This window comes from Rothia sp. 18CD1-1 (genome assembly GCF_055285355.1).
The window spans coordinates 162,656-175,865 of sequence record NZ_JBUZLI010000001.1; the positions used below are offsets into that span (position 1 = coordinate 162,656).

Here is a 13,210-nt window from a genome sequence, read left to right on the forward strand (position 1 = left end):
GGAAACAGTCACCCTCCAGCACAATTTTACTGCTCTACCCGGCCAAAATACCGCGTAAAACCTGTCCGCAGCGGCGCACAAATTTTCGGCTATCGTGGCCCACAGAGGGGGCAAAATTCGCAAAAAGTTCCGACATCTTATCCGCTGCATCGTCGGCTCCCGGAAGTCGCACCTCACCGCGTACCCGCTCGGGATGGTCAAGAGCCCAATTTATCTTGTTCTCAAAATCTTCGGCGTCAGCAATAACCCGGGTTTCACCGTAGCTTTCCATCACGCGAGAGAACTCAATCTGGTGATCATCGACCACCTCGTCCAGGTCGCTGCGGCGCGGAACAGCAAACGGGATCTGTCCCACCTCGCGGGCGTCCAGAATGGAGCCGGGTCCGCCCTGGACCACCACTACCTTAGCCTGCTTGTAGATCTGAAGAAGATCAGCACGCGGAAGCCTAGAAATACTGTCGGTGGCGTTCTCCGGTGCGCCGGTGAAACCGTGCTGGAAGAGGCATGAAACCTCAGGGTGCTTGGCCAGATAGGAATCGACCCAACCGACCAACCGGTCAAAGGCGTGGTAGTCGGTCCCTAACGAAACTACCAGGTCGTAACGGGGGATAGCGCGTTCTCCGCTGTCCCCGGTCTCAGAATGTACAGTCATATAAACTTCCCCTAATGAGTCTATGAACTTTACAAATTAATGAATGAAATTACAGGATTGCCCCGATATTGACCGCCTCGGGAAAGGCTCGCTTCTGCTCATCCCACTGAACAAGAAAAAGATCACTCATGGGATAACACAGCCGTGCGCTCATGGTGGGCATGGTAATGCGGTCGTATGCTTCAATAAACACGGTGCGGATCCCTAATATCTTTGCAACCGCGAAAAAAGAAACAGCCACTGCCGCCCCGGTACTAATTACCACATCGGGGCGTTCCCGACGAAGAACAGTCCAGGCCAAACGGAGGTTGCGCAGGGCATTGGGAAGATTACGAGTGGTTGGGAAATATACCCAGTCCACTTTTTCACCCTCCAATACCGCTCGAACCTCCGGCAAATCAAAAGTCGCCCAGGTGCGGTCGTGTTCCTTCCAAAATTTCTGCAGGGCGATCAACTGCGCAAGATGACCCCCCGCACTAGCAACATATAGTGCTTTCAATGTATTCCCCTTAGTTTGCGAGATATACATATTCTATAGTGGCAGCGGAAGTTTCGGCTACAGCAACAAACTCTCGAACCTCGTCAACCGACGAGGTGTTCGACACTACCAGCACGCATGAACCCAAAATGTCGGCCGCATCAAACACCTGCGAGAACTCGGTGTCGACCGGTGCCAGCACCACCGTGGGCTCCATCTCGGCATCGGTATTGCCGGACTCGGCGGGGGAGAGACCCTGCAGAGAATCCAAGAAATGAACCCTCCGGTTAGAAATAGCCTCGGCGATAGAACCGGCAAAGCTCTGACCGGTCTGCTGGGAATCAGAGTAAATGACCAGGCCCCGAAGTCCGGCGGCGGTAAACTCTCCGCCGGGCGCACCCAGGGAGCGGAGCAGACGGCGGGTGTCCTCAACAGCGTGCTGCTGGCGAACCAGATGAATGTTACCCACCATGTCTTCAAGCCTGTCAGGGTAGGCAATAGTCCGGGTGCGGGAGTCAACCACGCGGGCAGCTACCATACCGATCAGGGCACCCATGACCGCGCCAACCAGCATGTATTTTCCGACAGAGAGGCTTTTAGCGGACTGCGGTGTCTGCGCCTGGGTTACCACACGCCCGGCTGTGGTTGAGGTGACCTCCACCTGGGCTAGTTTTTCCTGGAGCGCGTTACGGGTGGCGGTATCGCCTTCCCCCAGAGAGCTGAGCGAGTCGCGAATCTCTTCGGCGGTGGAGTCTACAGAACTCTGGAGGCTCGACTGGCGTACTTCAAGGTAGGCTTCCGCCATGGCGTTGGCGTAGGTCGCCGCGTCCTCAGCGGAATTGGCGGTTGCGGTGAAATCAAGAATGGCGGTACCCGAGTGGGCGGCCACTGCCATGCTGGATTTGATCTTTCCGGTGAGCTCGGGGTCAGACGAATCGAGCTGTTCGGCAGCCCGCCTGGCCACCTCCTGGGAGCCGGCCACCGACGCCTCGGTGTCAATATTGACACTGGTCTGGTTGGAGGCGGCGGCGTTGGGGTCCTGCGTGAGCGCGTAGACCACCACGGTTGAGGTCGCCTCATAGCGGGTAGCGGTGAACAGGGAAGCAACGGCCCCCAAGATTGCGCAGACAGCCACACACGCCAGCACAATTACCGGGTGACGAATAATTTTTTTGAGCTGTTCGGAGAGGGAGACAGGCTTGAGGGCCTGCGGCTTATGCGAGGGCGCGGCCTCTGCTCGGGTGCGGCGCGTCGGAAGGTTATGCTGTGCCACTAATATCATCCTCTTTCTGGTGAGCTTTGCTAGTGCTGCTTTTCTTGGTGCGAGACGGGAAAAGGGAACTGATACCGACTGCCTCGCGGAACCGGTAGAGCAGGAGAAGATAGGTGGGGACCAAAAGCACGGCGTAGAGCAGGATGGCCCACCAGCTTTGCCCCAGAATACTCTGAGCGATCAGGGCAGCCGCTACCGGAACACCGGAGCCCAGAAGCATAACCGGATATATCTCGGTCACGCTGGCCCGGATCCCCACCAGGCGAAGCACCTGGTAGGCGGCAAGAAACGTGTCGATAAGCGCGGCTGCCGCCCAGGCGGTGACCGCACCGAACAGCCCCCAGAGGGGGACCAGGGTGAAGTTGAGGGTAAGTGAAACCGCCAGCGCAGAAAGTTTGTTGTAGAGCTGCCAGCGCGATTTTCCGCTCATGAGAAGCACGGACTGCACCCCGCCGGCAGACATGGCCACCATCATGGCCGGGCAAATCACCCAGAGCACCCCGGCGCCCCGGGAGAAGCCTTCACCGAACACCTCCATGAGGGTGGAACCGAAGAAGGCAAGGCTGATATAGAAGGGCCAGCCGGTGGCGATCAGCACCCTGGTATTGGCCAGGAAGATAAGACGCGCCCGCGCCCGATCGCCGACAGCCAGAGCCGAGCTGATTGAGGGCCCGGTGACCACCCGACCGATGTGTTCAACCATCACCCCCATGCGCACCATGCGGTTTACCGCGCCGTAGATACCCGATGCGCCGGCACCCAGAAAGAGCGCCACGCAGAGCACATCGACCCACTCCAGGACCGTTTCCACCACGGCAGAAAAACCGCGGGCCGAGCTGAACCCCCAAAAACTTTTCAGGGTTTCCTCCCCGCCGGCAGTCGCAAGCACCCTGTCTTCTTCCCGGGGGATATAGCGGTACACCAGAAACCAGGTGAGGGCGGCAACAAGAACCACCGGGACGGTCCAGGCCAGAGAGAGAGAAACCATGCTGCCGGCGTAGGCGACCGCTAACAGGATAGCCAAAATACGCAGGGTGGGCAGGAGCAGGTTTTGGAGGGCCGTAAAAGTAACCACCCGGTTGAGCCCGCGTAGCACCCCAAAACCGATGGTCATGACCGCGGCGGCAAGCAAAAATACGGCGGTCACCCGGAATGTTACCCGGTAGCTGTCGCTCAGCTGGGGAGAAAAAATATCGAGGGTGTAGAGCAGGGCAAGCAGGGTGATAGCGATAGCTATGCACAGCGAGGGTAGCAGGGCGAAGCGGATCAGCTTCTTCACCGCCGAGTAGCGGCCCACCGCATTCTGCGCGGATACCATGCGCACCAGCCCGGTATCCGCCCCAAAAACTGACAGCGAGGTGCCGATACTAAAGAGCGCCATAATCTGAAAAAACTCTCCCGCGCTTGCCTCACCCAGACCGTTGGACACGATCAGGGTGGCAACAAAGGCGGCAGCAGCACCGTAGATCACAAAAACCGAGGAGAAAGCCCCACTTTTAGCTAGATTAGCCACTAGAGCCCCTCTCGATAAACCAGCGAACGCATCATGAGCGCCAAACAGAGCATCATGGCTGTCATCTGCATGGTGTCAAAACTGTAGAAGATAAACACAAAGATTGCGGTGACCGGGACAGAGTGAATCCATACGCCGGTGTCAGACTGCACACCCCAGGTGGCCCCGATAGAATAGAGCATGTAGGCCAGAAAAAGGCCGAGCCCCACCAGGCCGAAACAAAACATGAGCGCCCACAGGTACCCCTGGGTTCCCAGCGAGACCCCCACAGTCACGTCCAAGCGGGCAGTGCCATATCCCACCAGCGGCGAGCGGGTGACCGCCTCCCAGGTGGCTCCGTAGAGTGAGGCTCGCCCACCGGTGGAATCCGAATACTCCTGCCGGCCAAGAATCTGCCCCAGAGCCCCCGAGGCTACCAGGCCCACAACAGCCAGGGCTGTCGCCACCAGGGCGTAGAGGGCAACCCTGAGGTTGCCGGCGAGCACCTGACGAAAAATCACGTACACCACGCAGATAGCCAGGCCGATAAACATGCCCCGGTTTGAGGTGGCGATGGCCGGGAAAAGGCCGGCAACAATCGAAATACCTAAGATAACCTTGGTGAGAGTTTTGTCGGCCGCGGTCATCACCGCAATCACCACCGGAGTGAGGAAGGTGAAGGCAAGGCCCCAGCTGTTGGCGTAGGGGAAGGGCGCGGACGGGCGAACGTAGGGTTCCGGTGCCCCCCAGGGGAGCTGAACCTCGGCCAGGGGAGGCATCACATAGTTCTTTACCAGGTCGTTTGACACCAATCCACCGGGCATAATCATGCTCATGGGGGTGGTGAGCCTAAAATCCGGGAAGAAAATAGCCAGCCAGCCCAGGATCACCACCGTATACCAGAGTGTCACCAGCCCACCCAGCAGACCGTGGTTGGTAATACGGTCGCGGGCGTTAAAGAAGTAGACACTGTAGACCCCGGCGTTGAAAATCACCAGGAACCGCAGGCCCCAGGCCAGAATATCGCTGGGCCCGGTGAGGGACACGGTACACAGCAGGCACCAGATCACCAGCGCAAACCAGATCCACTGGGTTTTAAAGATCAGCACATTCTTGCGCAGAATCATGTAGAAAACCATGACGAGGGCAAGAAGAGTGGGTGCAAACTGCCCCATCCCCATAGCCCAGATGACCGGGTAGCCGTAGAGCAGGCTGTAAAGGGGCCAGGCCGGCAGCGGCCGGGACAGGGACGAACCGGGGTGTTCCGCTACTTCACGGTAGCGGCTACCCCGCCTGGGTTCGAAGAGGGAAACAACCACGGCGTGTACCTCTTACAGGCCGCGACCGGTTTTGTTGACCAGGTCCAGAAGCATCTGCGGTTTGACGAGACCGCTCACAATGAACAGGGCCGCCCAGGCCCGAAGCTGGCGGATATCGCGGCGCAGGGCCGAGCGGGCGTAGGCGTAGGCTTGTCGGCGGTTGCCCAGGGCCGCGTGGGCGAAGGCAATCTGGCCGGCCACCCTAGCCAGACCGCGGGGGTGAAGCTCGAATTCGGGGAATTTTTGCAGCATGTAGGTGAGGCCGTCCACCATGGACTGCCACTTACCCGAGAAGAAGGAGGGGCGGTCCCAGAGGATGAGGGATCCCGGCTCCTGGAGAGAATAAATATCACCAAACCGGGTGGTGCGCAGAAAGAGGTCGTAGTCTTCCCCGTAGGCGGCGGGAAGGTCTTCATCGACCGGACCGATTTTGCCGTCGGCAAGCAGGTCTTGGCGGATAAAAAGCGTGGTGCTGGGCAGGATCTCGGTAATGCGGGACTGCAGAAAATCGTCGAAGGTCACGCGCAGGGGCGGGATACGTTCAAAATCTTTACCGCCGGAGCGAACTGTCATGCCGGCCGATATTGCGGCGGCTGAGGGGTGCTCTGCCCACAGTTTAAGCTGGGCCGAAATACGCCCCGGGTACCAGTAGTCGTCATCATCACAGAAACCGACGTAGGTGCCGCTGGCCACCGAGATACCGGTGTTACGGCCGCCGGCCAGACCCTTGGAGCGGTTGTTGACCACGGTCACCAGGGAGCGGTTAGCGGGTACTTCAAGGTCGCTGAGGTCATCGATATCCACGTAGTCAAATACCACCACCACCTCGATGTGGCCGGGGTAATCCTGGTCGAACATCGACTGCACGGTGGTGCGTAGCAGCTGCGGGCGGGCGCCGGCGGTGGCGATGAGAGCTGAGACTGGAAGCGGTGACATTTATTCTCCTGACGGTGTGCTGAGCGAGACAAATTTGCGGCGCATCGACACCGCCGTGGTAAGGAAGGTAGCGGTGAAAAGTAGCCCGTAGACCACCACAAAACCGGTTCCCCAACCCCAGAAGATAAAGATCCAGCACAGGGTTCCGGCATCCATGTGCAGGTTGATAAAAGAACGCAGGGTGCCACCGGTGGCCGGTGCCGAGGTTTTGCGGTTGTTGCGCAGCTGCTCGGCCAGGATCTGGCTCATAAAATGGCCGACGGTGATCACGGTAAAGGCCAGAGGCAGCCACCAGAGGGCCCAGCCGGTAGCCGGCCAGTGATCCTCAAAACGGATGAAGGCTACCAGCACCGACAGGTGGATAGCGGGAACCCGGATGGAATCGACCACGTGATCCAGCCACTCACCGGCCGGTGAGGAGGCTCCGGTCACCCGGGCCACCTGGCCGTCCGCAGAGTCGAAGGCGTAGCCGGCGGCAAAAAGCAGGGCAACGATGAGCCCGGTAAGAAAGCTGGGGCGAGCAAAAAGTAGGGTGAGCAGACCCAGCAGGGAGAGGGAGGCACTGATGGCGGTAACACCGTTGGGGCTGATACCGAATTTAACGGCTCCGGCGGCAAGAAAACGGGCAACTCTGCGGTTGACCCAGCGAGTGTAGGCGGGTACACCGTGACCCGGTTTCTGCGCGGAGTTGAGGGAGCTCAGGGTGGTTCTGAAGCCTGGATTGCGGGGTTCTAAATGTTGCGAACTCACGGGAACCTATCGAAGTAGTGGTGATTGGATTTCTCTACCGGCAGTTTCTGCCCGGGCCCGGTGGGACGGGGAAGCAGTCGGTGTAGTTTTGCTGTGATATGAGGTGTGTATGGGCCGGGTGTCTTGCACTTTTCCCTAACGAGACACAGGCTCTTAACAGGTGTAAAAACCACAAGGTGCAAACCGCACGATTTGACTTTTCTTATCGAGCGGTTTGCACCGGCTGATAAAACCTGTCGCTAGATTCTATCAGCATAGCGGCTTGCCAGGTAGGGTTTTATTTTTCCAGCGTTGCTGAAAGGTCAAAACTCACACCCGAATACCAGGGGCTATAGGCGTGTGACTGCACGGCAATGGTGTTTTTCCCCTCGCGGAGCTGGGAGACCGGGACCTCCAGGGTTGTCAGGTCATTCTGGGCTTCGCTATCGGAGCGGGAACGCTCTGCCTGAGCATAACCGGGAACCTGCCGGTACCAGGAAGAGAGGTTATAGCGGCCAACCTCTGTACCATTGACATACACCGCGGCACCGTCATCTACCCGCACCTTGAGAACCATTTTGGAGTAGCCGTTGAGGCTGTCGATGGTGAACTCTTGACGAGCGAACATGGAGGTGGGCTGCGAGTTGTAGCGGCCCAGTGTCAGCTGGCTGCTGAGGTTGCTTGCCGACCAGCCCATGGGGGCCTTAGCGGTGCGCCATCCGGTGACCGAGGTGTCGGTATCCTTCCAGCTATCGGCGGTGTAGAAACCGTTGAGCAGGTAGTTCCAGTCAGAGCCGGCGGCCACCACTTCCTTGGTAGCAGGAGACTCTGTTTCCTTCTCGGTGGGCTCGGCAGTGGGTTCGACGGTTGGCTCAGCCGTGGGCTCGGCGGTGGGTTCAGCGGTCGGATCATCCGTGGGGCTGGGCTCCGAGGTCGGATCTGAACTTCCCGAGCTGGTGGCCACAGCGGTGGTCTCGGAGTAGTTACCGGCGTTGTCTACCGAGCGAACAAAATAGCGGGCGTCATCGGTGTGGGAAACCTCGTAGGAGGTTCCGTTGGTCACGGTGGCGATCACGCGGTCGTTACGGAGCACCTGGTAGGCGGTCTTTGACGACGTGCCGCTGGTCCAGGTCAGCTTATCGGTTGAGCCCTCGGTGGTTACCGACAGGTTAGACGGTGCCGCCGCCGGGGTCACGTCGCGGGGGGTAAAGCGGGCAAACCCAACGGTTTTCTGCACGCCGCTTGCACCCATGGACTTGGTGATATCACCGCCGACCCAGAGCACACCGGTGGAGTCGACAAACGATTCCCATACGCCGTAGCCTTTAGCGCCGGCCAGATTGGGGTTGAAGTCGGGGATCACCTGACCGGTCGAGGCATTGAAGGCGCTCACGAGGCGGATACTGTGAATATTGTTGGAGGTGGACCAGGGGTCATCGTGGGTGTCGCCGCCCTCGTAGATCCAGTCGCCACAGTGGCAGGCACCGTAGATCACATCGCTGTTCTTGTCCCGGTAAAGGTCCTGGAAGTCACCGCCGTTGCGGGTAATAGCAGAAGACATGCGGGAAAGATCGCTCTTATTGTACTGGGCAATGAGGTGCTCGGCACCGGCCGCGTAAACGGAGTTGCCGCTGTCCTGAACGTCAAACTGGAAACCCATGCTGTTAGCGGTTCTCGATGAGGTGTACGACAGTTTCCAGTCCCAGGTCTGCTTCAGCGAACCGTTGGTTGGGTCAATGGAAGCCAGTTTCCAGCTCCTCTGATTACCCAGGGTGGAGAAGTAGCCGGCGGCGTAGACAGCGGAACCGTCTTCGGCGGCGTTAATACCGTTAACGGTGCCGTTGAAGCGGGGAGACCAGTTGCGGTCGGCAGACCCGTCGTCCATCTTAAAACGCACGGCGTTACGGGCGTAGACGTAGTACTTCGAGGTCTGGCCCTTGGTGTGGGTGAAGGCACCTCCCAGGTAGAGGTAGCCGTTTGACTCGTGAATGGAGCGAACAACGGTGGTGCCCGATGAGAGACGGTTTTCCACCACCCAGTCGTAGGTGCGGTCAATTTCGCCGGTGACCGGGTCAAGCACCACAAAACCGGAAACATCTTCACCGTTGACGCGGGTAAACTCACCGCCCACGGCAAGCTTTCCGTTGGATAGGCCCTCCACCGCCTTAATCTGGCCGTTAAAGGTGGGGGTAAAGGAGCGAACGAGTTCTGAGCTGTTGACATCGAACCCGGCAAGGAAAGACTGGTCCACGGTCTCACCGCTTGCGCTCACCACGTTTTTGAAGTTACCGCCGGTAAACACGGTGTTACCCACCTGGGTGATGGCCTGCACCTGGGTGTTGAGTTCTCCGGTGGCTCCGTTTCCGGTTTCTTCGGAGGTGCGCCACTTCATTTTGGCGGTGTAGTTGTTAGGGATCTGGGTTTTCTCTTCTTTGCCCGCCCCGCTGTCGGCAATCCGGGTGAAACCGGCATTGTCCTGGGTGAGCTGGGGGCGCACGTAGACCTGGGTGAAGGGCATGGCCGAGCTGCCGGTGGGGCTCCACAGGTAGGAGCTGGAAGAGTTGCTACCGCGCACGGATGAGCCGTAGCTGAAGCCCAGCTTCCAACCAAAGCTACTGGTGGTGGTAAAGGCTAGGGCGTTGTACCGGTTATCCCAGTTGCCAATTCTGCCCACCGACGATGAGGTGCGGTAGTTTGAGCCGACGCTGTAGGGGTTGTCAATGCTGATCGAAGACCATTTGGCGTTGGCCTGTAGCGCCCAGCTCCAGTTTTTGGTGTTGTCGCGGTTGGCGTAGAGGTTCTGCCAGTTGTTACCGTTTGAGTCGGTAGCTCGGCGGAACCGAATACCGTCTTCAAGATCGCTGGGTGCTTTGCCGCCCAGGAGGGCATCGACGGTTGAGGAGCCAAGCTGTACCGGGGTGAACGCGTCGGTGCCGTCGGGGTTGGATGCCAGATCATCTGCCTTGCCCTTGCCGGCATAGTCCTGTGTCCAGCCTTCGCGGCCGCGGCCAATGAGAACCCAGCCGCCCCCGTTGGTTTCCTGGTCGCAGTAGAACTGTTGGGGCGCGTCCATCTGGGGGGTGTAGAGCCAGTAGGATCCCGACCTGGAGTTGGGGTCATTCTGCTTGATCTCGTAGCAGGATGCCGCCGCTTTGTCGCTCGATGAGCCGTCGGGTTTTGTGGTCGCCGCCTGGGCGCCAACGGTGGGGAGTAGAGAGGCCCCCATGACCAGTGCGGTAGCCCCTACCGCAAATTTACGTGAGATATTTTTTAGTTTCATGGTGTTCTTCTAGCAATCCGGGTTGTTGGGAAAATCGTGCATGGCGATTTTCCAGCTGCCATTGTCTTCGATGAGTGTAAAAATGTTGAGCGAACGCTTGGCGTGCGAAGAGGTCAGGTTATTGCCCGCACTGTCTTTCACCGTGACATCCGATGAGTCAACGCAGACTTCAAGAATTTTTGCGCTCTTACCGTCAAAGGTGGTGTCGGCGACCTTGGGTTCCCCAACAATTTTTGAGCTACCCTCCTGTGACCAGCCGTTGGCCCCGAACTCCAGGGCGGTTGCGGCGAACTCTTCGGCTGCGGAACCGGTGGCTACCCTATTGATTTCGGCTATAGCCTGGTCGCTGAGCTGGGTTGCACCGGTGTCGGCGGGAGAGTCCTCATTGCTTTCACCGCCATCTACCTGGCTGGAAGAAACGTCTGCTGCTGTGGTCTCGACGGAGGAGAGCACGCCCTCATACTGCGTGTAGAGGTCACCGGTGGCGACAACCTGTTCCTGGTCCAGCGGAACGGTTGGGGCATCGGCGAGTGCCTCGGATCCCTCAAAGTTTTCTTCGGTGGATTCCGTGTCGTTGTTGTCTGTGCTCTGTTCGGCGGCAGAGTCCTGTGCACTGCTTGCCGCTGTGGATGAGGGGGTTGCATCGGTTGATGTGTTCCCCGCCGAGCCACAGCCGGCTAGCAGAAGAGTCGCTGCGGCCGCTGATGTGAGCGACGCGTAGAGATACTTCTTGCGCGTATCGGTGTCAAAGATGTGAAACATCGATCCCTCTATGTGTTTATAAGTTGCGATGATTACTTGAAAAAGCCCTAATTTTCTCAAGTCGTATTGCCTAGCGGTAGTACAAGTTTTTGGCCGGCAATCTGTCATCAGTTTAGGGGTAAAAATCGGATGAGGGGATACATTCTCGCTGGGGTGTCGGCAAATGTGGGCCATTATGGGGATACTTGCCAACCTAGATGTGGACCTGACTAGCGAAAATACTTGATGTGTAAAATATTTGAGATTTTGTTAACACGGGCGGGTTCGCGGCTGTGTCCACTAGTCAGGAGCAGTATCTTCGACCCGCCTCTGACTCCGAACCCGCGCACGCTGCGCGGTGGGTAACGGGTGGGGATGCGGTGCCTCGTGCGGTAACAGCTTGTACAGGTGCAGCTTGGGAAGCCGGGCAAGCTCGTGCGGCTATCGGTCGTTGGTGCAGAAGAGGTGCGGGAGGTGCCAGAAACCGATCCGGCGGACATGTCGGAAGAGCGGGGGGGGGCTGGCGGGTTTGTTGGCGTGTGTGACCCTGAAACGTGTTTGTGGCGAAAGAGAAGGCCCCGGATCTGATCCTAGCCCGATCAGATCCGGGGCCTTCGTACGGCGTGTTCGACTCGCAGAAAATTTTATGGCACGTATGTCCAAGCGCGAACATAGTCAACGACCATCGTTCCCGCCAGATTATTATCGGGTGCTATTTCTCCCCAGTAGTTTGAGCCACCCTCAAAGTTGAGACGCAGATGCAGTTTTACACCGGGTTTCTTTGCTTTGAGAAGCCGCGGATCATTTGCGGGGACATGCAAAATTTCGGTCTCGTGATCATAGATTACTTTAATCCCGTTATTGGGGGTAATTTCGAGGGTCCACACGTGGAATTCGTCCTGTAATTTTTGATCGCCGGCAGGAGTCCACCTTATTCCGTAGGTCGGTTTATTTCCAACTTGGCTAGTTTTATTTTTACCCGTTTGATCGAAATGAACCGTGCTTTCGGTGCGTTCGGTAGTATCGAAATTATTGGCCTTCTTTTTATAGTTGTAGCCGTAGTATTCGTTAATATCTATTTCTATGGAGGGTGTGCTTTGGCTACTTCCCGAAAGATATTTACTGTCGGGCCTGAGCCACAGGCAGGCGTGGTTTCCACCGGTCTTTCTTCCCGACGGCATTTTAGCCCGAATTTCTACACGCATATACTCGGCAGAAAACTTGGCGGGAGCGGACAGGTTTCTCTGGTGGGTGCGGTTATTGATAATCGGGTTCCCGGTATCGAGATAGCCGCCCAGATATTTACGCTGAGCACCGTCAACCACACGATTTTTAGCCAGTTTTTTAACCCTGAAAGTTGCCTTGCCGTGCGCAACACTGATACACTCTGCGGCGTTAATTGTCGGGGTCTTTCCCGGACTGTTTGACCAGGCCCCCTTGGAGTTGGCGGTGTTCTCGTCGGTGTAGGCGAGTGCCGGTGCTGAATCGAGTATATTCCATTTTTTAGTGTCGATAGAGTTGCCCGTAAACTCATCGTTAAAGGCCAGTTTCCAGTGCGACCCCGCGTAGGTATTCCCCGGCCTTGTATCGTAGGGGGTCACCGATATTTTTTCCTGAAAACTTATTCCCCGGTTTCCGTTGACGTACGCAGAAGATGTCACCTCCTCGCCCATGAGGGGCTGGGCTTTTTCGGTAAATTCTACAGAGGTGAGTTTCTTTCCGCCCTGATAAACCTCCCCGTAGAGGTAGGGCAGACGGGTGAGCAGGCGCATCTCCAGGGCCTGGCCCGCAAGATTTGCCGAGACTTTTTTGGTGCTGAGAATTTTTCCTGACCCATCGGTAACTTTTTCTAGCCGAAGACCAATGTGCGCGGTACCCGACGAGAAGAGAACAAGACTGTAATAGCTGTTTCCATCAACCCTGCTATTGAGTCGCTGATCCCAGCTGGCCCCCGACGAGGGCAGATTTGAGGGCGTGATAGATTTTGTTGCCCAGGTGTTGAGCGCACCCGAGTGGGCCGTAGCGGAAACAAATTCTTGAGCGGCGACCGCCTGTGCCTGAGAGGGAGTAGCCGTGAGCGCACCGGCTCCCGCGAATGCCGATAATGCAATAAGGCCTCTGCGTGAAATCATATGTTAACTCCTTGGTAGAGCGTGTGCTTATTGAAAAATTACCACAGGAATTTTTTGTGTCAAGCTATGCATATTTTACTTACTTAGTATCTGTGCGGGAAAAAGCTATCTACCCGATAAGAGTTCGGAACATGCGATAATGAACGGGCAAGAAGACCCTGCCCACCCTGAAGGACAA

10 protein-coding genes are annotated in these 13,210 nt (G+C 57.5%); all 10 read right to left on the reverse strand.

The window, feature by feature from the left end:
- Window positions 1–34: 34 nt before the first annotated feature.
- Window positions 35–652: a glycosyltransferase gene (locus tag ACS1BR_RS00810; protein ID WP_463559513.1), complete on the reverse strand. Its 618-nt coding sequence runs from the start codon at window positions 650–652 to the stop codon at window positions 35–37.
- A 49-nt stretch (window positions 653–701) separates the two neighbouring features.
- Window positions 702–1,151: a PssD/Cps14F family polysaccharide biosynthesis glycosyltransferase gene (pssD, locus tag ACS1BR_RS00815; RefSeq protein WP_463559514.1), complete on the reverse strand. Its 450-nt coding sequence runs from the start codon at window positions 1,149–1,151 to the stop codon at window positions 702–704.
- Window positions 1,152–1,161: 10 nt separating this feature from the next.
- Window positions 1,162–2,403: a Wzz/FepE/Etk N-terminal domain-containing protein gene (locus ACS1BR_RS00820; RefSeq protein WP_463559515.1), complete on the reverse strand. Its 1,242-nt coding sequence runs from the start codon at window positions 2,401–2,403 to the stop codon at window positions 1,162–1,164.
- Complete coding sequence (locus tag ACS1BR_RS00825) at window positions 2,390–3,916, reverse strand: oligosaccharide flippase family protein (RefSeq protein WP_463559516.1); 1,527 nt, start codon at window positions 3,914–3,916, stop codon at window positions 2,390–2,392. Before ACS1BR_RS00825 ends, ACS1BR_RS00820 begins: the two co-directional genes overlap by 14 nt.
- Window positions 3,916–5,214, reverse strand: coding sequence for an O-antigen ligase family protein (locus ACS1BR_RS00830; RefSeq protein ID WP_463559517.1), 1,299 nt, complete (start codon window positions 5,212–5,214; stop codon window positions 3,916–3,918). The genes ACS1BR_RS00825 and ACS1BR_RS00830 overlap by 1 nt, the downstream gene beginning before the upstream one ends.
- 12 nt (window positions 5,215–5,226) lie before the next feature.
- Entirely contained in the window at window positions 5,227–6,150 is a 924-nt protein-coding gene (locus ACS1BR_RS00835) for a glycosyltransferase family 2 protein (RefSeq protein WP_463559518.1), read from the reverse strand.
- A complete protein-coding gene (locus tag ACS1BR_RS00840) occupies window positions 6,151–6,900 on the reverse strand; it encodes a CDP-alcohol phosphatidyltransferase family protein (RefSeq protein ID WP_463559519.1) in 750 nt (249 codons plus the stop codon).
- Between the two features lie 277 nt (window positions 6,901–7,177).
- A complete protein-coding gene (locus ACS1BR_RS00845; protein ID WP_463559521.1) occupies window positions 7,178–10,159 on the reverse strand; it encodes a fibrinogen-like YCDxxxxGGGW domain-containing protein in 2,982 nt (993 codons plus the stop codon).
- A gap of 9 nt (window positions 10,160–10,168) precedes the next feature.
- Window positions 10,169–10,921 carry a hypothetical protein gene (locus ACS1BR_RS00850; protein ID WP_463559524.1) on the reverse strand — a complete coding sequence of 251 codons (753 nt, stop codon included), beginning with the start codon at window positions 10,919–10,921 and terminating at the stop codon, window positions 10,169–10,171.
- A gap of 623 nt (window positions 10,922–11,544) precedes the next feature.
- A complete protein-coding gene (locus tag ACS1BR_RS00855; protein WP_463559525.1) occupies window positions 11,545–13,032 on the reverse strand; it encodes a glycoside hydrolase family 16 protein in 1,488 nt (495 codons plus the stop codon).
- Window positions 13,033–13,210: the final 178 nt, after the last annotated feature.